The sequence below is a fragment of the Polluticoccus soli genome, from assembly GCF_029269745.1.
GTDB classification, from domain to species: Bacteria; Bacteroidota; Bacteroidia; order Chitinophagales; family Chitinophagaceae; genus Polluticoccus; species Polluticoccus soli.
Genome location: NZ_JARJHT010000001.1, coordinates 2,355,007 through 2,377,947, shown reverse-complemented (window position 1 = coordinate 2,377,947; position 22,941 = coordinate 2,355,007). Strand labels below are relative to the sequence as shown.

General features: G+C 46.8%; 20 protein-coding genes. 5 read left to right on the top strand and 15 right to left on the bottom strand.

What is annotated here, in order from left to right:
- The 9 genes from murG to mraZ are packed head-to-tail and all read right to left on the bottom strand — an operon-like array spanning nt 1 to nt 10,334.
- On the bottom strand, nt 1–1,089 hold the full coding sequence (gene murG, locus P2W83_RS10355; RefSeq protein WP_276133652.1) for an undecaprenyldiphospho-muramoylpentapeptide beta-N-acetylglucosaminyltransferase: 1,089 nt from the start codon (nt 1,087–1,089) through the stop codon (nt 1–3).
- Nucleotides 1,090–1,099: 10 nt separating this feature from the next.
- Nucleotides 1,100–2,344, bottom strand: a complete 1,245-nt coding sequence (locus P2W83_RS10350; RefSeq protein WP_276133651.1) for an FtsW/RodA/SpoVE family cell cycle protein — start codon at nt 2,342–2,344, stop codon at nt 1,100–1,102.
- A gap of 25 nt (nt 2,345–2,369) precedes the next feature.
- Nucleotides 2,370–3,728 (bottom strand): UDP-N-acetylmuramoyl-L-alanine--D-glutamate ligase, encoded by a 1,359-nt coding sequence (murD, locus tag P2W83_RS10345; RefSeq protein WP_276133650.1) that lies wholly within the window; start codon nt 3,726–3,728, stop codon nt 2,370–2,372.
- 4 nt (nt 3,729–3,732) lie between these two features.
- On the bottom strand, nt 3,733–5,004 hold the full coding sequence (gene mraY, locus P2W83_RS10340; protein WP_276133649.1) for a phospho-N-acetylmuramoyl-pentapeptide-transferase: 1,272 nt from the start codon (nt 5,002–5,004) through the stop codon (nt 3,733–3,735).
- 6 nt (nt 5,005–5,010) lie between these two features.
- Nucleotides 5,011–6,477, bottom strand: a complete 1,467-nt coding sequence (locus P2W83_RS10335) for a UDP-N-acetylmuramoyl-L-alanyl-D-glutamate--2,6-diaminopimelate ligase (RefSeq protein WP_276133648.1) — start codon at nt 6,475–6,477, stop codon at nt 5,011–5,013.
- Complete coding sequence (locus P2W83_RS10330; RefSeq protein ID WP_276133647.1) at nt 6,477–8,570, bottom strand: penicillin-binding protein; 2,094 nt, start codon at nt 8,568–8,570, stop codon at nt 6,477–6,479. Before P2W83_RS10330 ends, P2W83_RS10335 begins: the two co-directional genes overlap by 1 nt.
- Nucleotides 8,571–8,573: 3 nt before the next feature.
- The gene (locus P2W83_RS10325; RefSeq protein ID WP_276133646.1) at nt 8,574–8,951 is read right to left on the bottom strand and encodes an FtsL-like putative cell division protein; all 378 of its coding nucleotides are present in this window, start codon (nt 8,949–8,951) and stop codon (nt 8,574–8,576) included.
- Entirely contained in the window at nt 8,948–9,862 is a 915-nt protein-coding gene (gene rsmH / locus P2W83_RS10320) for a 16S rRNA (cytosine(1402)-N(4))-methyltransferase RsmH (RefSeq protein WP_276133645.1), read from the bottom strand. The genes P2W83_RS10325 and rsmH overlap by 4 nt, the downstream gene beginning before the upstream one ends.
- A gap of 1 nt (nt 9,863) precedes the next feature.
- Complete coding sequence (gene mraZ, locus P2W83_RS10315; RefSeq protein WP_276133644.1) at nt 9,864–10,334, bottom strand: division/cell wall cluster transcriptional repressor MraZ; 471 nt, start codon at nt 10,332–10,334, stop codon at nt 9,864–9,866.
- Between the two features lie 274 nt (nt 10,335–10,608).
- Here mraZ and P2W83_RS10310 point away from each other — a divergent pair, with 274 nt between their 5' ends.
- From P2W83_RS10310 to P2W83_RS10300, 3 genes are all read left to right on the top strand, one after another.
- Nucleotides 10,609–11,424 carry an outer membrane protein assembly factor BamD gene (locus tag P2W83_RS10310; RefSeq protein WP_276133643.1) on the top strand — a complete coding sequence of 272 codons (816 nt, stop codon included), beginning with the start codon at nt 10,609–10,611 and terminating at the stop codon, nt 11,422–11,424.
- Complete coding sequence (locus P2W83_RS10305) at nt 11,411–11,731, top strand: DNA-directed RNA polymerase subunit omega (RefSeq protein WP_276133642.1); 321 nt, start codon at nt 11,411–11,413, stop codon at nt 11,729–11,731. Before P2W83_RS10310 ends, P2W83_RS10305 begins: the two co-directional genes overlap by 14 nt.
- 88 nt (nt 11,732–11,819) lie before the next feature.
- On the top strand, nt 11,820–12,518 hold the full coding sequence (locus P2W83_RS10300; protein WP_276133641.1) for a YjjG family noncanonical pyrimidine nucleotidase: 699 nt from the start codon (nt 11,820–11,822) through the stop codon (nt 12,516–12,518).
- Nucleotides 12,519–12,520: 2 nt separating this feature from the next.
- On the opposite strand, the gene P2W83_RS10295 is transcribed toward P2W83_RS10300, so the two are convergent.
- On the bottom strand, nt 12,521–12,718 hold the full coding sequence (locus P2W83_RS10295; RefSeq protein ID WP_276133640.1) for a hypothetical protein: 198 nt from the start codon (nt 12,716–12,718) through the stop codon (nt 12,521–12,523).
- 247 nt (nt 12,719–12,965) lie between these two features.
- Here P2W83_RS10295 and P2W83_RS10290 point away from each other — a divergent pair, with 247 nt between their 5' ends.
- Together P2W83_RS10290 and P2W83_RS10285 are read left to right on the top strand one after the other, a co-directional pair.
- The gene (locus P2W83_RS10290; protein WP_276133639.1) at nt 12,966–13,721 is read left to right on the top strand and encodes a DUF4279 domain-containing protein; all 756 of its coding nucleotides are present in this window, start codon (nt 12,966–12,968) and stop codon (nt 13,719–13,721) included.
- Nucleotides 13,722–14,304: 583 nt separating this feature from the next.
- A complete protein-coding gene (locus tag P2W83_RS10285) occupies nt 14,305–16,698 on the top strand; it encodes a TonB-dependent receptor (protein WP_276133638.1) in 2,394 nt (797 codons plus the stop codon).
- Nucleotides 16,699–16,772: 74 nt separating this feature from the next.
- Here P2W83_RS10285 and P2W83_RS10280 read toward each other — a convergent pair whose 3' ends face one another.
- The 5 genes from P2W83_RS10280 to P2W83_RS10260 all read right to left on the bottom strand — a co-directional run bounded on the left by P2W83_RS10280 (nt 16,773) and on the right by P2W83_RS10260 (nt 22,873).
- Nucleotides 16,773–16,916, bottom strand: coding sequence for a hypothetical protein (locus P2W83_RS10280; protein WP_276133637.1), 144 nt, complete (start codon nt 16,914–16,916; stop codon nt 16,773–16,775).
- Between the two features lie 303 nt (nt 16,917–17,219).
- Nucleotides 17,220–17,771 (bottom strand): DsbA family protein, encoded by a 552-nt coding sequence (locus tag P2W83_RS10275; RefSeq protein ID WP_276133636.1) that lies wholly within the window; start codon nt 17,769–17,771, stop codon nt 17,220–17,222.
- Nucleotides 17,761–19,095, bottom strand: a complete 1,335-nt coding sequence (locus tag P2W83_RS10270; protein WP_276133635.1) for an APC family permease — start codon at nt 19,093–19,095, stop codon at nt 17,761–17,763. Before P2W83_RS10270 ends, P2W83_RS10275 begins: the two co-directional genes overlap by 11 nt.
- A 92-nt stretch (nt 19,096–19,187) precedes the next feature.
- Nucleotides 19,188–19,820 (bottom strand): response regulator, encoded by a 633-nt coding sequence (locus P2W83_RS10265; protein WP_276133634.1) that lies wholly within the window; start codon nt 19,818–19,820, stop codon nt 19,188–19,190.
- Nucleotides 19,821–19,894: 74 nt separating this feature from the next.
- Nucleotides 19,895–22,873, bottom strand: a complete 2,979-nt coding sequence (locus P2W83_RS10260; protein WP_276133633.1) for a ligand-binding sensor domain-containing protein — start codon at nt 22,871–22,873, stop codon at nt 19,895–19,897.
- Nucleotides 22,874–22,941 lie beyond the last annotated feature (68 nt).

Genomic DNA, 22,941 nt, shown 5'->3' with positions numbered 1-22,941 from the left:
TTACGCTGCTATTTCAATGATTTTTGCCGCTATCCTTTCATCTGCATCTTTGATCGCCATCTTCTTCAAACTCTGCTGCATGATCTCCTGCATCGATGCATTGTGCAGGAGTGCTTTTATTTTCTTTACCAGTTCAGTTTTTGTTTCGTTGTCTTTCACCATCTGTGCTGCATTGTGCTCGACCAAAGCCATCGCATTGCTCGTCTGGTGGTCTTCAGCCGCGTACGGATACGGAACGAAGATCACCGGCTTTGCTGCGATGCACATCTCAGCTATGGCCAGAGCACCCGCGCGTGACACGATCATATCGGCCGCCGCATAAGCTTTATCCATGTCGCGGATGAACTCGAACACTCTCACTTTATCACCATAAGGCTCAGCTGCTTTCTTCGCTTGTTCGAAATATGGCTTACCTGTCTGCCACACCAACTGCACGTCTCCCTTGGTCAAGTCTGCCAGCCCTGCGTCTATCGCTTCGTTGATAGACTTGGCACCAAGGCTACCACCTACTATCAATATTGTTTTACGGTTTGGATCCAGTTTGAAAAAAGCCTGCCCTTCGCTTCTACTCACGGTCGAGCCCGAGATCACTTTTCTCACCGGGTTACCTGCCAGTATCAGCTTATCGGCAGGGAAGAATTTCTCCATGTGCTCATAAGCCACACAAACCGCTTTAGCCTTTTTGCCGAGTATCTTGTTGCTTTTACCGGCATAAGAGTTCTGCTCCTGCACCAGCGTAGGTACGCCCATCGACTGTGCAGCATTCAGCATTGGGAAGCTGGCAAAACCACCAACACCCACCACAGCATTCGGCTGAAACTCTTTAATAATGCTCTTAGCTTTCAAATGACTCTTGAATATCTTGAACGGAAGCATCAGGTTCTTCAGCATATTGCTTCGGTTAAACCCTGCTATGTCTAGCCCTACTATCTTAAAACCTTCCTGCGGCACTTTCTCCATTTCCATCTTACCCAGCGCACCTACAAACAATAGCTCTGTATCAGGCTGCAGGCGCTGCAAAGCATGCGCTATAGCCACAGCGGGAAATATATGCCCCCCTGTGCCACCACCTGCTATTATAACGCGCATCTTTTTCATATTACGATACAGCTACTTTCGGTTTTCTTGTTCTTGGTTTTGCTGCTGCTTCTTTTTCCTCTTCGTTTTCTGCAGGTTCTTCTGCTATTGCCTTTTCTGCTTTTATTTTTCCTTCATTCTCGTCTACATAGCGACTCACGCTCAACACAACACCTATCGCGATACTGGTGAACCATATAGAAGAACCACCCATGCTCACCAGTGGCAGCGTCAGACCCGTAACCGGTACGAGGTGTACGTTCACCGCCATATTCAGCATGGCCTGGAACACCAGGGTGATACTCAAACCAACTGCCAGGAAGGCCCCGAACGCATAAGGACATCTTCTGAATATCAAAATGCTTCGCCACAGGAACAGCAGGTATAAACATATCAGCACCGCCGCACCTATCAGTCCATACTCTTCGATGATGCTCGAAAAGATAAAGTCTGAATACGCCTCAGGCAGGTAGTTACGCTGCATGCTATTGCCAGGCCCCATACCTGTAACTCCTCCGTTTGCAATGGCGATCTTCGCCTGCAACACCTGGTATACATCTTCTTTTTCTACGCCATCCTTATCACTACCAACGAAATCTTCAATACGTTTTTCCCAGGTTGCCGCACGGCCAAAACCGGTTGCTTTAGATATTGTAAAGAGCAGTATCACACCGATCAATCCTCCAAAGGCCAGCAAAGCAATGTGCTTTACATCTACCCTGCCAATGAAAAACAGGATACAGCAGGTAAGACCCAACATCAAGGCTGTAGACAGGTTGGCCGGGGCAATGAGTATGCAGGTAAGGCCTACAGGCACCAGCACCGGGATAAACCCTTTCTTGAAATCTTTGATCACACCTTGCTTCATGCTCAGCAACCTCGCCAGGAACATGAACAGCGCCAGCTTGGCAAGATCCGAGCTCTGGAACGTAAGGTTAATAACCGGCAGCTTGATCCAACGTGAACCTTCATTGATCTTGGCGCCGAAGAACAGCGTGTACACAAGCAACGGCAGGCTGATCATATATAACAGCACCGCTATTTTAGCAAACTTGGTATAGTTCACTTTGTGCACCCAGTAAATGATCATCAGGCCAAGGCCGAGTACCAATAATTGTTTCACTAAATAGTAACTCGCATTTTTATCCATGCGATAAGCAAGCGTACCAGTGGAGCTGTACACAGCGAGCAGGCTGATGAACGATAGTATCAGTACTACCGCCCAGATCACCTGGTCTCCTTTCGTCTTTTGAAATATCTTCTTCATCACTGGCGCTTATTGTTACCTTTTATTATAGTTCGTGCACAGCAGCTTTGAACTGCGTGCCCCTGTCTTCGTAATTCTTGAACAGATCGAAGCTGGCACATGCCGGCGACAGCAACACTGCATCACCTTTGTCAGCCAGCGAATAAGCAGCTTGCACTGCTTCTACTGCACTCTTTGTATCTACTATTGAACCCACTTTACCTTCAAACGCAGCATGTATAGGTGCATTGTCGATCCCCATGCATACGATGGCCTTTACTTTCTCCTCGACCAGTTCCATGATCTCGTTATAATCATTTCCTTTATCCTGGCCACCCAGTATCAAAATGGTTGGCTTGGTCATACTTTCCAGCGCAAACCATACTGAGTTTACGTTGGTTGCTTTACTATCATTGATGAAATCCACCCCGCGTACAGTTGCCACAAACTCCAACCTGTGCTCCAGGCCTTCAAACGAACTAAAGCTCTCCCTGATCTTCTCTTTACGGATACCTGCGATACGTGCCGAAATACCTGCTGCCATGCTGTTAGATTGATTGTGCTTTCCTTTTAATGCCAGGTCGTGAATTGACATATTCAGATCTTCGCCGCCGAATTGAATATGCATATCATTACCGCTGATGTATCCACCTTCTTTCGTTTGTAGTTGTTCGCTCATCGTAAATTTGATTGGGTGTGATTTAATAGAATGGGTTGTGAGATAGTTAGTAATTACCTGGTCGTCTTTATTAATGATAAAATAGTCTTGTGGTCGTTGGTTTTCGGCGATACGGAATTTTGATGCTATGTAGTTTTCAAACTTGTAATCATACCTATCCAGGTGATCGGGTGTGATATTCAGCAGCACTGCCACGTCGGGCCTGAATTGGTGAATATCATCCAGCTGAAAGCTGCTTATCTCCATCACATACCATTCTGCCGGTCTTTCTGCTATCTGCCGGGCAAAGCTGTAACCTATGTTGCCTACCAGCGCCGCATCGTACCCTGCATCTGTCAGCAAGTGATGCGTCAGCTTCGTCGTTGTGCTCTTGCCATTACTACCCGTAATGGCTATTATCTTGCTATCGCCTTTATACCTGTATCCAAATTCTATCTCGCTGCACACTTCAATACCTGCCGCACGCACCTTCTTCATGATCTCCACCTTCTCAGGAATACCGGGACTCTTCACGAGCACCTCAGCATTCAATATCTTATCCAGCGTGTGGCCGCCTTCTTCAAATGCTATCTGCGCATCCTGCAGTGTTTTTTTATACTGTTCCTTGATGTTGCCACCGTCGCTCACAAACACATCCCAACCCTGCTGTTTACCCAGCAGCGCAGCACCGATACCACTCTCAGCAGCACCAAGAACAACCAGTCGTTTATTTGTGTGTGTGTCCAACTTTTTATCGCAGCTTTAATGTTACAATGCTTAGTATCGCCAGTATGATACAGATGATCCAGAATCGTGTTACTATTTTACTTTCGTGATAACCTAATTTTTGATAGTGGTGATGCAGCGGCGACATCAGGAAGATCCTCCGGCCTTCGCCATATTTCTTCTTGGTATGCTTGAAATAAGCTACCTGCAACAGCACCGACAGATTCTCCACCAGGAAGATGCCGCATATAATAGGTATCAGCAGCTCTTTTCTTACGATGATGGCGAGCGAAGCGATGATACCACCCAATGCAAGACTACCGGTATCCCCCATGAATACTTGCGCCGGGTAGGCATTGTACCATAAGAATCCTACACACGCACCAACAAATGCACCAATAAAAATCGACAGCTCGCCGAGGTTAGGGATGTGCATGATGCCGAGGTACTGGGCAAAAATGTAGTTACCCGACACATAAGCAAACACGCCTAGGCACAAACCAATTATAGCCGACGTTCCTGTTGCCAGGCCGTCAATACCATCTGTGATATTCGCACCGTTCGATACAGCCACAATAATGAAGATGACGAACAGTACGTAAATGATCGGAGCCAGTGTTTTCACAGCACCTTCACTTATCCACGATGCCACTTCCGCATAACTCAGTTCGTGCGAGCGAACGAATGGAATAGTGGTGGTCTCGCTTTTAATTGTTACGTATTTGATATTAGTACCAGTCTCATCTTTACGCGTGTAAGGCTTAGAGATGATCTCCTCCGTCTCATTTTGAATAATTGGCTGCCCTTCTATCACCTGGCGGGTTACTACTACGTTGTCGTTGTAATACATGGTCAGACCAATGATCAGGCCCAGGCCTATTTGACCCAATATCTTGAAACGACCAGCAAGACCTTCCTTATTCTTCCTAAACACCTTTATGTAATCATCCAGGAACCCAACCACGCCCAGCCACACTGTCGACACGATCATCAGGATCACGTACACATTGATAAAACGCGAGAACAATAGTGTCGGTATCAGGATACCGGAGAGAATAATGAGTCCGCCCATAGTTGGCGTACCGCGTTTGGTCTTTTCACCTTCAAGGCCCAGGTCGCGCACAGTTTCGCCTATTTGCTTACGCTGCAGATAGTTGATCATCTGCTTGCCCCACACCGTAGTGATGAACAACGAGAGCATGATAGCCATCGCCGTGCGGAAGGTGATGTAGTAAAACACCCCCGCTCCGAACATGCCGAAGTGCTCACGCAGGTATGTAAACAAATAGTATAACATCTTCTCTTACTTATTAAGTGTTTTAAAAGCCTCTGTCAACACTTCTCTATCATCAAAATGTGTTTTCACTCCTTTTATTTCCTGGTATGTCTCATGCCCTTTTCCTGCTATCAACAGTATATCGTCGGGCTGAGCCAGAGCACATGCCGTTTTTATCGCTTCGCGCCTGTCGGTGATGCGCAGCATTTTTCTTCTGTGCGCGGCAGTCAGACCGGCCTCCATTTCATTCAGTATCGCTTCGGGATCTTCGCTACGCGGATTATCCGCTGTCAATATCACCCTGTCACTGTGTTCGCAGGCCACTTCCGCCATAATGGGACGCTTTGCTTTGTCCCTGTCACCGCCGCAGCCTACAACTGTTATCACCTGCTGACCTTTTGTGCGCAGCTGGTTGATAGTAGCCAGAACATTGATCAAGGCATCGGGCGTGTGGGCATAGTCCACTATACCCAGCACCTTGTCATTCGGTGACATATAGGTCTCAAATCTTCCCGGCGCACCATGCAGATCGCTCAGCACAGAAAGCACTTTCATTTTATCCTCACCCAGCAATACCGCAGCACCATAAACAGCCAGGAGATTGTAGGCATTGAATGTGCCGATCATCCTGAAGTGTGCTTCATGATTGTCGACCGTCATCACCAAGCCAGTCAGGTTATTCTCCAGTATCTTTCCTTTGAAAGTGGCCGGAGCCTTCAGGCTGTAGGCGTTTTTCTCTGCTTTGGTGTTTTGCAACATCACGCTGCCTCGTTTGTCATCAGCATTGGTGAGCGCAAAAGCGTCCTCGCCCAGATCGTCAAAGAACCTTTTCTTAACTCTTATATATTCGTCAAATGTCTTGTGGTAATCAAGATGGTCGTGCGTGATATTGGTGAACAACGCGCCAGCAAATTTTAACCCCGCTATCCTGCGCTGGTGCACGGCATGTGAGCTCACTTCCATGAACACATACTGGCATTTTGCTTCTGCCATTCTCGCGAGCAGCGATTGCACTGATATTGCATCAGGAGTCGTGTGGGTTGACACCTCTACTTCATCACCGATATGATTCTGCACAGTAGAGATCAGTCCACATTTATAACCCAACCCTGAAAACAGCCTATATAATAAGGTAGCAACTGTAGTCTTACCGTTAGTTCCGGTAACACCTACTACCTTCACTTGCATAGACGGATTGCCATAGAACGCGTCAGCCATCAGACCTGCAGTTTCAGCGGTATCTTTTACCTGCACATAAGCCACGCCTTCTTTCTGCGACGATGGCATTGTTTCACAAACAACCGCAACAGCACCCAGCTCGATCGCTTTCTCAATGAACTGGTGACCATCAACAGCGGTACCTTTCACGGCAACAAACACAGTTCCCTGCTGCACCTTGCGCGAGTCAATGGCAATGCTTTTTACTTCCACAGAAGTATCACCAACCGTTTTTACCGGTTGCAGGGGAAGCAATATGTCTTTTAGCGTTACCATTAGCTTAGTTGCAGTACTATAGTTTGTCCTTTTGCCGCAGGACTACCCGGTGCTATCGATTGCATCGTCACCCTTCCGCGACCTTTTATGTGTACGTTCAGTCCTTCTTTTTCTAATAAATACACAGCGTCCTTCAAACCCAGTCCGCTCACATCCGGCACGAGACCTTTCACTACACTACCCGGTTGCAGCTGCATTTGCTTTTTCACCGTGTCAGATACCAACTGGGCTATCTGGTTACCCGGCTCGATCTCCACCTTCTGACCCAGGCTACCGAGCAGCGTGTAGTAAGCACGCGCTGTAGCCTGTTGCGCCAGCATCTTGTTCTTGCTAATACCGGCCAGGCTGTCCAGTGGACCACCCCACGCACCGTTCGACGAAGCAAATATTTTGTCGGCCACCATACGGAACACAGGCGCAGCAATGGTACCACCATAATAAGCACCCGAGTGCGGCTTGGTACGAACAACAACTGCAACTGTATACTTAGGCTTTTCAGCCGGGAAGTAACCCACGAACGAACCTTGATAAACACGGTCGCTGTACTTGATACCTTTATCTGCTACCTGCGCAGTACCTGTTTTACCTGCTATATTGTAGAACGGACCTTGAATATGTTTCGCCGTACCCGAGATGGCTACTTCGCGCATACACGCCTGCAGCTGCCTGATAGAGCTTGAATCAGCAATTGCGTCTTCTATCACCTGCGGACGGAATGTTTTCACATTCTTACCATATTCACGCACGGCGCTGATCAGGTAAGGACGCATCAGCCTGCCGTTGTTGGCAACTGCATTATAGATCATGCAGGTGTGCAGCGGACTGATCAACACTTCATAACCGTGCGCCATCCAGGGCAGCGTCGTTGCGCTCCAGCTTTTGCTTGCCGGCGATTTTACCAGTGGCCTGCGTTCACCAGCTATATCGATACCAGTACGTTCGTGCAGGTGCAGTTTCTTCAGGTTATCTACGTAGTGCTGCGGATTCTTATAATAATATTGATACGCCAGCTTGGCCATGGCTACGTTCGATGAATGCGCGAAGGCGTCACGAATAGTCAGCGAGCCTAGACCGAGGTGCGAGTCACGCATTGTACGGTTACCAAACCTCATTTGTCCGCCCTGGCAGTCCACTTTATTCTCCACGTTTACATAACCATCGTTCAACAGCGATATCAGGGTCATCAGCTTGAATGTTGAGCCTGGCTCAGTTGGGATCATTGCGTAGTTGAAATCTTCCCAGTAGCTACCATTCCTTTGCCTGCCCAGGTTTACCAGTGCCTTGATCTTTCCTGTTTCTACTTCCATCACGATGCAGGTACCATACAAACATTCGTATTGTTGCAGCACGCTCATCATAGCATGCTCAGCTACATCTTGTATGCCTATATCTAATGTTGTAACCAGGTCCTTGCCATCCTGCGGCTCTACCTCAGCACCTTCAACCGGCACCCAAACGTTACCGGTCATCTTCTGCTCTATACGGGTGCCGTCTTCACCATTCAGCACGCTGTCATAAGTGGCCTCCATACCGATGGCCTGGCTGTTAGCACGCCACAGGCCGATTGTACGATAAGCCAGCATGCCATACGGGTTGATGCGTTTGCTCTTCGGCTCTTCAATAAAGCCACCCCTGCGTTTGCCTTTATTAAAAATCGGGAACGACCTTACCGTCTGGTATTGGTAGTAAGGCAGATTTTTTTTCAGCAGGAAGTAACGCTTCTTCTGGTTGTGCGCCAGTGTAAGTTGTTGCTTATATGCTTCGGGCGAACCATCGCGAAACAGCTGCGACAGGCACAGGGCCAGGCTATCCACTTTTGCATTGAATGTATCCTTATCAATAACACTAAAGTCTATACGCACATCGAACTGGGGTATAGTGGAACACAACAACTGGCCGTCCTCGGTATATATATTACCACGTTCAGCAGGCAGATTAGTGGTGCGGGTGTGCATTTCCTGCGACATCTTCTTCAGCCTCGGCCCTTCCACCGCCTGTATGTGTGCAGCTTTTATAAGCACCGCAACACCCAGCAGGCAAATGCAGGTGAAGGCAACATAAACACGGAACCGTATGTCTTTTTTAACTTTCAATTTTTAGTCAACAGGTTTTGTGGCCGCTGAATCTTTTTCTATCGTGTACGCCGGCAATATCAATGGTTTCAGCCCAATAGCCGATGCATTTCTGATCACTTGTGTCTCCATCCTCGTATACATCAGCTGGGTCTTTATGTCCATATACTTCCAGCGCAATTCCTTCAGTATCTTGTTCTGCTTGTTCAGCTCGCGTTGCATTTCTACTGCGCGTTGTGTGTTGTTGATGTACAGCACGCACAGTACCGCCACAAAAGCCAGGTAGGGCACATTGCTCACTATCGCATTGTAGGATATTTTCTCCACCAGCGTCTTCCAGTCGTTCCGGACACGCTGTACAGGCGTCTGCCCCTGCTCCTGTACATTTACTTGCTCGCTCATTCTGCTTTCTCTGCTATTCTCAAACGTGCACTGCGCGCACGTGGATTGTTTTTTATTTCTTCTTCTGTAGGTTCTATAGGTTTTGCCGTCACCAGCTTCAGCACCGGCTTTTCTGTTACCCGGCCAAACACATCTGTCTCCACTTCGTCCCAGGTCCCTTTTTTCATATACTGCTTCACCAGTCGATCCTCAAGCGAGTGGAAGGTGATCACACTTAATCTTCCTCCAGGTTTCAGGCTCTGTGCCGCTTGCTGCAGAAAGTCTTTCAGCGCCCCCATTTCATCATTCACTTCAATGCGCAAAGCCTGAAAAACCTGTGCCAGATAACGGTTTGGATTACCCTTCATTATTGGCGCGAGCATAGCCTTCAAAGAATCAATGGTATTCAGTTTCACCTTATCCCTATTCGTCACTATATGCTTTGCCAGCTGCTTCGAATTCCTCACTTCACCGTACTGCTCAAACATTTTATGTAGCTCCTGCTCACTGTAGGTTTTCAATACCTGCTCGGCCGTCAGTTCTATGCGTTTGTCCATCCTCATATCCAGCGGACCGTCGAAGCGGATGGAAAAACCGCGCTCTGCCGTATCGAACTGGAAAGAGCTTACCCCGAGATCGGCCAGTATGCCGTCAACTTCAGGTTGACCATGCAGCCTCAGAAACTTCCTGATATACCTGAAGTTTTCTGTCACCGGCAGCAACCTGCTGTCTTCTGGTTTATTCCTCCAGGCATCGGCATCATGATCAAAAGCTATCAGCTTGCCTTGCTCACCTAAATTTTTTAAGATCTCCCGGCTGTGTCCGCCACCGCCAAACGTTGCATCTACATACACACCGTCCTTTTTTATAGCCAAACCGTCCACAGCCTCCTTCAAAAGAACCGTTGTGTGGTAAAAAGTGGGATCGCTCATATTATAAACCTTCAAAAGGGTTAATAAAATCGCCACCGGCCACTTCTGCCGCCAGGTTGCTAAACCCTGCAGCATGCTGATTTATGTAGTTGTAATAAGTATCTTTATCCCACAATTCCACTTTATTGCCCTGCGCAGACATTATGACATCTTTCTTCATGCCCGCATATTCCTGCAACGGCTTTGGCAACAACACCCTACCAGCGCTATCTACCTCAATAATTGTCGCCCCGTTCAGGAAGAGCCTTTTGAATTCCCTAACCTTAGGATTGAAATCGTTCAGACGATTGATCTTTTCTGATAATACATTCCAACTATCCATGGTGTACATGGTCAGGCAGTGTTCGAAGCCACGGTTAATAACGAAGCGCTCGCCGCTACCTTCCGGTAGTTGCTTGCGGAAACCTGCAGGGAGCAAAAAGCGCCCCTTGGAGTCCATCGCTACTTCATATTCGCCTAAAAAGCTTGTCATTACTGGAATTACCTGATTTACCCACAAAATAACACAAATTCCCACGAACTACCACAAATATTACACTTCCTATTTTTCCACAAACTGATTGTGGCGAAAACCCTTTACAGTCAATGCTTTGAGCCAAATAAGCACACCATGTGCGCAACTCAGTGTGAAAAACCTGTGGATTAATGTGGAAAACCGGTGAATTACGTGATTGGCAACGTTTTAACAGACCTTTATATAGGCCATTAGGACACAACATCTATTTTAGCTATTTTTGCAGCCCTCTATGCTCCTACGCGTTAGAAATTTATTCATCCTTCTGGCCATTGCCGTTTCGTTCGCAGCTTGTAACAGCTACGAGAAGGTCCTGAAAAGCAATGATGTCAACTTCAAGCTGACAAAGGCCAACCAGTATTACGATAAGAAGCAATATGCCCAGGCAATTGCGGTGTACGAGAACCTGATTCCCGTAATGAAGAACACCAAGAACTATGAGCCTATGTACTATAGGTACGCATGGTCTTATTACAACCTGAAAGACTACTTGTCGGCATCTTACCACTTCAGGAACTTCGTCGACTTCTTCCCCAACAGCAAGGATGCGGAAGATATGGAATATATGCACTCTTACGCCCTGTATAAGCTGTCTCCTAAGCCATCGCTGGAGCAGACCAATACGATAAAAGCACTGGAGGCTATGCAGTCGTTCATCAATACTCACCCGGAATCCAAGCGCGTGGCAGAGGCCAACAAGATCATCTTTGAAGGCCGCCAGAAGCTGGAAACCAAGGATGCGGATGCAGCTAAGTTATATTACAACATTGGCCACTATAAAGCTGCCGGTGTTGCCTACAAAAACCTGTTGCGCAACTACCCTGAATCAGCCTACGCTGACTTCTACCACTACATGATCGTACGTGCATGGTACCGCTATGCAAAAGCCAGCATCACCACCAAGCAGGAAGAGCGCTATGCCAGCGCTGTGGAGGCTTATAAAGAATTAGTTGACACCTATCCGAAGTCTACGTATCTTCGCGATGCTGAAAAAGTATTTACATTAGCAGACTATCAAATAAAAAAAATACGCAATGAGCACAAGTAAAAAAGCATTAGCGTCAGTTAATCCCCTGATCGAGACACGTGACGTGGTTGCCATGAAAGAAAAAACAGGCAACTTGTACGAGTCTATCGTGGTAATATCGCGCCGCGCCAGCCAGCTTGCCGTTACCATGAAGGAAGAACTGCACCGCAAGCTCGATGAGTTTACCGTTCATGCGGACAACCTGGAAGAAATTCACGAGAATAAAGAGCAGATCGAGATATCTCGTATCTATGAGCGTATGGCTAATCCTTCGCTCCAATCTATTACAGAATTCAACGAAGACAAGATCTACCACCGTAAAAAGTAGTAGCACACCGAGGATTTTACATCCTGATCATATTTTTCAATAAGCCGCGTCCGCGCGGCTTATTAGTTTCCGGTAACTTTGCAGAAGAATGACACAGCAGTATAAGCACCTCTTTTTTGACCTTGATCACACGCTTTGGGATTTTGACAAAAACTCAGAAGTGACACTGCTGCATTTGTATAACGAGTACAAGCTGGAAGAACGCAACATTGCGCCCTTCACAGAGTTCCTCGATATCTTCAATTACCACAACGATAGACTCTGGACGCGTTTCCGCTCGGGATACATCAAGCGCGATGAACTGCGCTGGAAGCGTTTCTGGCTGACACTACTCGATTTCAAAATAGGTGACACTGCACTGGCGCATGAGCTGAGCAGCGCTTACCTCGAGATGCTGCCCACGCAAACCTTACTGGTTCCCCATGCCAAAGAAGTGCTGGAGCACTGCAGTAAGAAATATGAGTTGCACCTCATCACTAACGGGTTTGAAAACACCCAGTGGATGAAGCTGCAATATTCAGGCATTGCATCTTATTTCAAAGAGATCATCACGTCTGAGAAAAGCAATTGCCTCAAGCCTCATACTGACATCTTTGATTACGCGCTGAAAGCTACCGGCGGCACTATTAACGATAGCATCATGATAGGTGATGCACTGGAAATAGACATCAAGGGTGCCTACAACGCCGGTTGGGACCAGGTGTACTACAACCCGGCCCGCATAGAGCACGATCACAATCCCACACACGAGGTAGAAAGCCTGCAGGAGTTGCTGGAGATATTCTAGAGTTACTCAGGCGCCTCACTATCCTTTTCCTGCTCATTCGAATCCGACTCAGGTGAATGCCTGGTTCTTTCGTCTTTATGTTCCAGGCGTTTTTCATCATCCTCAGACTCATCAGAGCGTGAGGTCTTTGTCGTTCGCGGTTGGTTCTGCCAGTCATCATCGAGCGGGCGATACCGCTCTTCGTTATAGCCCCTGTTCATGGTGAAATATTTTACACAATAAAAGGCTCAAATTCTGTGCCTCCACCAAAACTCAGCAGGTGAAAATTTGGTTAAAATAATTTTTCTTTGTATATTTGTTATAGATAAAACGAAGAGCAAACAGACATTGATTGTTAGCATTTTCAATAATTAAAAAAAGCGCTAACAACGTCAACAAATGTTAACAATCCGATGAGAACCTTAGAATAGTCGAGATTGAGCTGAACTCTCTGATTTAACTGAAGCGATGGAACAACAAAACAAAGAAGCCCTGATACTGGAAAAAGTTTTTGCCGAGGTTAATAATCCTACATGGGCAATGCTCGAACAATTTCTCACTGCTCATCAGATAGACTACGAGAATGGCAAACCGAAGGTAGTGCATATAGACATGACCAATCCAGAAAGGGCGTTAGTCTATCTTGCCGTACGCGGACAAGACTTTTACTACGGTGCGTGGGTAGATACGAAAGATGAGATACAGTTGAACTGGATGGATGCGCTTCCGAAGATCGATATATTCCTCCTTGCCGAATCCGAAACATTGACAGCTGAAGAAATGGCAGCGCTTACCAGACTCGACACGCAGGTCGCACGTCGAATAGGAGAGCTCAAATCGCCTAAGGCAAAGGTTGAACACAAGGACAGTGCTATTTTTATTGAACCTAATCCTAACCCAGGATTTTTTGATGATAAACTACTTCAGCTGGTTGACCTTCTTGATGATGACAAAGAAGGCATACGCGCGCTGGCTCAAAAAGCCGAAACGTATATCGTCGCAACCTGCCTTTACTATAGCGGCTACTGGAATCTCGGCCAACTTAAAGTCGACCCTAAAATAACCAAAAGAATCGTAGACCTTAACCTGGGAATAGCCATCAATCTCCAAGCCTGGGGCGACCCAATTTTAGAAGAACCGGATGTAGAAGAACTATTGCAAAAGCTGAAGGAAAAGGACTTAAGAGAACTAGAAGAGAGGAAGAAGCCAACTCGCATTCCGTAGGCCGGATAGTATTTTGCAATTTCGTTATTTTGTAAAATATTTGCTATTTATATAATATTGATTATTGCTAAAATCATCAATCGGGAAAAGCGCTAACAACATCAACAAATGTCAACAATCCAGTCTAAACCTCAAATCAGTTGTAATCTAACCCCATCCTTAACCGGCATAGGCAAATAAGGCGTTAAGAAAATTCATTGAACGCAGTGGCCGTAGCGAAAATGACGAATAGACAACCGATGCTGAACGATAGAAATGCCGAATAAAGCGATAACGTTGACAGTAAGCTTTTTTCGCTACAACGGAGTGAAATGAATTTTTAGCCGTTTTGCCAAGCCTTGAATTTTTCTTTTGCTTCTATTCTTTTGTTTCAAGACAAAAGAATAGAAGAAGGTAACACGGAATAGGAATAACAGCAATCAGAAAATACACAATCATACACAACCCAAAACCGACAACAAAAGACAACAAACCACATATTATATATTTTTTAACACTGGCAAACCTCAACCCTATCCAAATCACCAATAACTTGGATGTGTGCAATTGGCCCGTGCGCTGACAACCATCCAAACACTGCCTTATGAACCGCATCTTTACAAGCCTCCTCATGCTATGCAGCTATAGCATGTCTGCACAGGAGTGGCGCCTTGCCGGAACCGTCAAAGACAACACCGGCACTCCTGTAGTTTCTGCAACAGTCAGTTTGCTACAAGCCTCCGATTCATCCTGGGTACAATCCTCGCTAACCACAGAGAACGGCGAATACAGCTTTGACAAGGTCGTAAACGGCAAATACCTACTGGATATACAGGCACTGGGATTTGTCAGCAAGAAGCTGGCGGTGCCGGAGAGCCAATCGGCCCGGCTGGATGTGGTGCTGGATAAACGAGCCGGTACACTCGACCAGGTGACTGTAACAGCCAGTAAGCCATTCATAGAGAATGGTCCGGGCAAAATGGTAGTGAATGTCGGCTCGATGGTGCAGGCTATAGGTAGCACAGCTTATGATGTTTTAGTAAAATCACCAGGGGTAACAATAGACGCGCAAGGCAACATTTCCATACAAGGCAAGCAAGGCATTACAGTGCTTATTAACGAACGCCCGACATATTTATCGGGAAGAGAGCTGGTAGATTACCTGAAGTCGCTGCCGTCGGATGATGTGGCACAACTCGAGCTGATCACTCAACCTTCGTCGCGCTATGATGCCGAAGGCAGCAGTGGTATCATCAACATTGTACAAAAAAAGAACAGGAAAGAAGGTTTCAATGGCAGCATCAATATTACACCGGGATACGGTATCTACCCAACATTTCACAACAATGGCCGCCTAACGTGGAAGAAAGGAAAGCTGAATAGCTATATCAATGCCAGCTACATGGAAGCCACAGGCTTTTTACGGGCCGACTATAAACGTGACCTGGTAGATGATGAAAAGAATATCCTGACACATATGGAAGGTGATGCGTTTATGAAAGAACACTTTTCGGATGCGATGGTTCGTGCAGGCGCCGACTATGATGTAAACGACAAAACCATCGGCGGTGTGCTGATAAACTATAATTACCATCCCAATACCCAGCTCGACGAATCGAAGGATTATATCACAGACGTAGCGTCGTCAGCTACCTTCTTTAGCCATGCCCTGCATGAGCGTGGCTTCTTACGTAAAAGGATCGCTGCGAATGCTTACCTGAAAAACAAGATCAACAACAAGCATAACATCATCACCAATGCTGACTATACCCGCAACTTCACCAAAAGCCGCCAGCTATTAGACAATAAAAATCAAAAGTTGTCGGGCGAAGACCTGGGTAACGGCCTGCTGGTGAGGAGCTGGACACCCACAACCATAGACGCTAAAAGTCTGAAGTCTGACTATACTGGCGAACTATCTAAAACAACGAAAATAGAAGCCGGCGTTAAATGCAGTTACACAACAACTGACAACAATGCCATGTTCGATATTTACACTCCCGAGGGGTGGGTATACGACAGTGCACGCACTAACCGATTCGTGTATAAAGAGAATATCAACGCTGCTTATTTTTCGGTGAACCACCAGTTTGGCGAGCGCTGGAAAACACAGGCTGGCCTGCGCATGGAGAATACCAACACCAGCGGATTGCAGGATATAGGCAACCAGTATTTCGAAAGACATTTCACCAACGTCTTCCCGACAGCTTATATCTCGTACACCGTCAACAAAAAGAACGAGGTCCAACTCAACTGCGGTCGCCGCATAAACAGGCCGCAGTATAACAGGCTAAATCCTTTTGCAGAATACATCTCGCAGTACTATTACGAAATAGGTAACCCCGAGCTAAACCCTGAAATAACGACCGATGTTGAGCTGACGCACGTATACAATAGTATGCTCACGACACGCGCATGGTACTCAAAAACTACAAGCGGCATGAACGCCGTAACCTTTAAAGACAGCAAACCCAACACCGCTTATCGTCAGTTTATCAATATAGCCGAGGGATCTAATACAGGTTTATCTGCCAGCATGTATAAAAAACTACTCGACTGGTGGGAGATCAGTATCAACGGCTGGGCCAGCTATACCAGTTTCTATAATGCCAATACAAAAGAACATCGATCTGGCAGCGGCTGGGGCGTAGACCTTGATAGCCAGTTTGCATTTAAAGACGGCTGGAAGGCAGAGACACATATTGGCTTTACCGGTCCTTACCAGGATGGTTTGTACACCCGTGTTAAACCAGCGATATGGACATCAGCAGGGGTATCAAAAAAAGTGTTGAAAGACTCGGGTACCATTGCACTCAACATCGAAGATCCATTCCTGGCGTACAGGCATATATGGGCTTCTAATACGGGTGAAGTCATTGCCAACGGTCAATTCAAATACCATACTATCCACTATGGCCTCAGCTTTGTCTACAACTTCGGTCGCGAAACCAACGGCAAGCAGCGCGAAAATGTTACAGACGAAGCAAAAAGGATGTAAGAATTTGTAACAAAAAAAATAAGGCGTACCCGACGGTACGCCTTAAAGCTCTTTTCTTTCTCTCTGTATTTCAGTTATGCTCTGTTGTTCTTCTTTACCGGAACTAGCACAGGCTGCATAAAATGGTAAGGCGTTATCGGCCTGCCCAGGTTGCGCCAGCGAGGTACCATGCGTTTTTGACTTACCGCAGGTACTGCTTTGTGCAGGAACTCTTCCATCAACTGCAAAGACTTGTTTATAAACTGATTCAGATCTCGGCTTGTAAACGTCATAGACATACTGCCACTATCCTGGCCGGGGGTGTTTAAAATGTTATCAATAATGGGAACTATACAAAGATGGTATTTTTTTTGAAAAAAAAGAGTTAACAACCCATTGTAGCACAGGAAAATAGAGGTGATTTAGGTCACCTATTTGTAAAACGGCTATACTTATGTTAAAATCCTTATTTCAAGGCCCTTTCCAGCGTTTCTACTACGCCGTCATATGGCTCAAAACCGCGGCCTATAAGGAAGTATTCCTCACCTTTTTGCAGCACCAGGCAAGGGGAAACCTGTAATGCCTGCAGACTGCACCCATTGAAAATCACCTCGGGTACCGTAGCGTGCTTCTTCAGTCTCCATCTGGTTTACAAGGTGGTCAGCATCGGTTGAGAACTGGGTAGCCAGTTCACGGTAGGTATTGAGGTCATTAAAACTCTTGCCCTCCTGGAATTGTTTGAGCTGCAGCTCGTGGGCGAAATCGAGCGCCTGGTAAGGATGAGCTTGTTGGAAAGTATGAATAGCCCGGCAAGGCGGCTCAGAATCCAGCATCTCAGTACCGTCGCGTAGCATGTCAAGGTAAGGTTCACCAAACTTAACGCCAGCCATATCCTCTACCCTTTGATAGGCAGTCAGGATGTAGCTAGCCATATTAGACGCAGGTCCAACTCGTGTACCGATCATCATACCGCCGGGGATGACGTTCACATCGAAAACGTCTTTATACTCGTCGCGCAGTTTGAGTACTACCGGGCTGAAACCAAAACACCACCCGCACAGCGGATCCATTATGTACAGTAACTTATGCTTCACTGAAACGCTCTTTGATCTTGAACAATATGATGCCTATAACAATAATGCCTATGGCAAATAAGATGTACTGCCACTCGCTGGTGAATAGTATGAACAGCCAAATGATGATGCTGATGATAGCCGGGATCGGAAACAATAGCATTCTGAACGGGCGCTCATCTTTAGGACGACTATAATGCCATGCGATCACACCAACAGCTTGCGACACAAACTGGATGAGTATCCGCATGGAGATGATTGCTGTAATGACCTCCTTCATTTTGAACAGCAGGCTGAATACAAAGGCTAACCCACCCAATGCCAGCAATGAAATATGTGGGAAGTGCAGCCTCGGGTGTACCCTTGCAAACACTTTGAAGAAGTCGCCATTCTTGGCAGCTGCATACGGTATGCGCGAATACCCGAGTATCACCGAGAACAGCGAAGCCAGCGCAATGCACAATATCAGTACAGTGGCTACCTGCCCGGCGGTGTGATTATAGATGCGTTCGAAATAGGTGCTCACTACAAACTCCGAAGCCGCTATCTCTTGCCACGGCAATACACCAAGTACGGCAATCTGCATACTGATGTAGAGAATGGCTATACCGGTTATCGAGATGAAGATGGCTCTTGGAATATTACGCTCCGGCTGTTTGATCTCTGCCCCAAGGTGACATACGTTATAGTAGCCGAGGTAAGAGTATACGGATTTCAAAGATGCCTGACCCAGCGCTACAAAGAAAGCCGCAGACAGCATGTTGCTATCGAGGTGCCAGTCAAATGCCTGTGCAGCATTGAACTGTCCGTATGCCGAGAAAATAAGCCAGAGTATAGTGCCGCCCGTGATGATCCAAAGCAGCACAGATATCTTACCAATGCTCTTGATATCCCGGTACAGCAGTGCAACTAACAAGATCACCAATGCACCGCTCACGATCTTCTTACCATAGAAACCCAACGGTATCAGGTATTCCAGGTATCCAGAAAAACCGATAGCACCACTTGCTACCACCAGCGGAGCTTGTATGGTCGTTTGCCAGATGAACAGGAATGCCATCAATTTGCCCAACCGTCCTCCAAACAACCGCTGCAAGAACACATAACTACCGCCCGCCTCAGGCCATTTAGCACCCATCTCCGCCCACACCAAGCCATCCATATATGCCAGCAGTGCACCAAGTACCCAGGCCAGTATGCAAACAGGCCCCTGCATCAATCCCACCACGAAGGAGATGGTAATAAATGGCCCTATCCCCACCATGTCTATCATATTGATAGCCGTAGCCTGGGTTAGTGTCAAGGCCCGGTCTAGCCGGGGTTGCCCGTTATTGGTATCCTGCAATTGGTGAATTTGAGCTGCAAAAATAGCTCAGCAATTATGACCAAGAGATGGAAATGCCTGATACGGTTATAAGCAGCCGTAATTTTCCTTCACTAGATGAACTTGTTGTCTTTAGCTGTTTTGATAGCGTCGGCCTTCGAGTGGACGTTTAGTTTGTGGTAGATGTTCTTGATGTGCGACTTCACTGTCTCCAGATCGATAAACAACTCCTGAGCAATGCGTTTACGGCTTTTGCCAGTAGCTATCTGTTCCAATATCTCAGTTTCCCGACGTGTTAGGGGCGATTGCTCATTGCGCTGGAACGAGTGGATAACCATACGTGCGATGTGCGCGCTCATAGGCCCACCACCTTCCATCACCTCCTGTATAGCACTGATGATCTTTTCGTGCGGTGTGTTCTTGGTGAGGTAGCCCGAGGCACCATTGCCCAGTGCGCGGAAGATGAGCATATCCTGCTCGTATACGGTAAGAATGAGGATATAAACATCAGGCACCAGCTTCTTGAGCTTTGGGATCGCATCTACACCTGATATACCTGGCAGCTCCACATCCAGCAGTATCACATCCGGGTCGTCGTGTGTTATCCTCTTTGCTGCATCTTCGTACGATGGATAAGCTCCGACAACTTTATAACCTGCTGTATTGCCTATCAGGTAAGAATATCCTTCACGGATGGTCTCGTCATCTTCTATGATGCATACTCGAATGTCCAGGTCTCTGCTCATACATTAAAGTTCCAGCTAGTTGGGCATATTTAGCTCACCCTATTGAAGTTATTTTTACCATATGGGCAAAACCGCTATTTATCCTTCGGTGGCAGCCTGAAGTTGAGGTTGATTATGGTTCCCTTCTCCGGCCTCGAATCCATATACAGGATACCATGAACACGCTTGGCCCGCACTTTCATGTTGTCGATACCGTGACCCTTTTTGAAATTATGGATATCGAAACCTTTGCCGTTGTCGGTCAGCACCATCTGCAATACGTTGTCATCTTTGAGGAAGGCCTCTAGCTTCACCTGCTTAGCGTCCGAATATTTAAGGGCATTATTCAACGCCTCTTTAAATATCATGATCAGGTTGCGGCTCATGTCCAGTGGCAACTTGTAGCGCTTCCAACGCTCGTCAGTGCCAATGAAGATGAAATCAATATCTGTGTCCTGGAATAGTTCAACACCAAAGTCACGGACGCGGTGCAGTATTTCGTACAGGTTATCGTTCGTTGGTTTCAGCGACCATAAAATATCACGTGTACCACTATACAGCTGACCGGTATTTTCCTGTATCTGTTCCAGGATCCGCTTAGTATCAGAAGTTGGATTCGGGATCTTCTCGCGCAGCACATTGGTCAGTACATTGATTCTGGTAAGCTTATTCCCTATCTCATCGTGAAAATCTTCAGCAGTACGCTGGCGGACCTTTGCCTGTTCTTCTCTACGCAGTCTTTCCATCAATGCCAGCCTGTTTTGTTTACGTCTGTTCACTATATATTGTATCAGCACACCCAGCAGTATGCAGGCCACTAATACCGCCAACTTGAACCACCCTGTTTTATGGAATGGCGTGATGATCTCGAAGGAATACTTCAACTCTTTGATCTCACTATCACCGGCTACTGCAGCCACGTGCAGGGTATAGTTGCCGGGAGGCAACGCCGAGAAGGTAACCGTATTCTCCGCCGACCATTCAGACCACGGGGCATCCAGTCCGTCCATTTTATAACGATAACGCACCTGTTCGAGACCACTCATAGATATGGCCTGGAAAGTAAAGGTGACATTGTTCTTATTTGGTGGAAGTCTTAAACGCTGTGGCACTCCATACCAATGATCCTTGCTCGTGTAGTAGGTGCTGTCAATGATGTTCTCACCAAACACCTTAACCGATTGTAGCACTACGCTCAGAGGTCTTGGCGTGATTATCCTTGATTGTGGTTTGTAATGGAGTGCGCCGTTGGTAGTACCGAACCAGATACTGCCGTCAGGCATCTTTTGCACGGCATTGTGGTTACTTTCCATACCAGCTACCCCCTGGTTCTTACCATAGAAGGATATCACGGGTTTACCCTGTTTTATCGATATCTTATGGATACCATAACCGGTACCTACCCACACGTTGTTGTCGTTGTCGGTAACAATGTTGTAGATAAAATCAGATTGAAGTCCATCGTTCTTATTGATGACGAAAGCTTTCTTTGTCTTCAGGTTGTATACAGCTATGCCGTTATCGCTCGATCCTATCCACAACTCATCACCGCGCAAAGCGAAGCATTGTGCAGCTACATTATCAGCAATCGTTTTAGTAACAAAATCTGTAACCGTGCTGTCGTGCCAGAGTTTTATACCATCGGTGGTTGCCAGCAACAGGCTGTCTTCACCTATCAGTTTAAAATCCATAACCGACGTATTCCGGAGCCCAAGGCTGTAGAAGTTCACCCCATTGAAGAACATGGCCCCGTTGACAAAACCTATATACAATCTGTTGCCGGTATCAGTGTATAATGCAGTAACGGAATTGGACGGTAATGTAGGCACGCCAAACGAACTGAAAGTTGCTCCATTGTATTTCCATAACCCTGCCCCTCGTGTACCAAACCACAGTTCGCTTCCTTTCTTTCCCTGGCGTGTTTTGATGGCAGTAATGGCGGGTGCTGGTTTCAATGGCAGCTCAATAGCGTAAACCGTGCCGTTTTGATAAAGGAACAAGCCCGCATCATACGTGCCAATATAAAGGCGCTCGTTGCTGGTAGCTGCTATGCTCATTACCTGTGCACTCGGCAATCCCATACCCTCGTCCAGGACAGTAAAGAAACTACCGGAAAAGCGAAACACGCCCTGTCCGTCCGATGCCAGCCAAACATTGCCTTCCGCATCGGTCATAATAGCAGAAATAGAATTGTCGCTTAAACCGTTACGTTTATTATAGAACTGCACTGCACTATCTCTAATGCGTATGGCGCCCGAATTCGTTCCAAGCCACAGATCGCCGGTGCGTGATTCAGCTATCGAGCCTACTGGCGGCAAAAAATATGTGGGTGTTCCATGATAGGAAACTACTACTGGACGTCCGCCCTTTAATTGATACAACCCTGCGTTGGTGGTGAACCATATTTGCTTATGGCTATCTCTGAATATCTCGTATGCAGTAGGCTGGACGGTCATACCGGGTTCAGCGAAGGCAGTACTGTCCCATTTGTTATTGAGCAACCTGTAAATAACACCCGGTGATTTTGCAACCCATAGCGTTTTGCCATCAGGCTGTATGGCTGTAGTAGCAGCGTTTCTGTCGGGCAGCTGAAAGTACTTTACTTTCCCTTTAATAATTCCGTATAACCTCCCGGCAGCCCGAAACCAAACTGTATTATCGTCGGATATCTTGATCTCGCTGACTGTTGACGAGGCCACATTATCAGGAGACTCGAAAATATAATGCTTGAATCGCTTACCATTGAATTCGCTCAATCCCTTTGGCCCGCCTATCCACAGATTTCCGTCTTTGTCCGTCGCCAGGGTATTCACGGTATTATTCAGCATCCCGTCGCGCACAGAGTAATTCACGAAGCCTTTGCCATCGTAACGCGAGAGTCCACCCAGCGTACCTATCCACAGGTGACCATATCTGTCCTGCACCATGCTGGTGGCCTGCGATTGTATCAGGCCGTTCTCCACGTTCAGATTAAAAAAGGGGAAACGTTGCGCGTGCGCAACAGCCGGCAATACCAGCACGGCCATAACTACAAGCACACGATATATAGATTGCTTCAAATAATTGCCACTCATTACAGTAGTGAAATTAGTTCTTTTAAAATTTTGATGCCAAGGCAATTCCTGCTCATCAAAATGCAGAT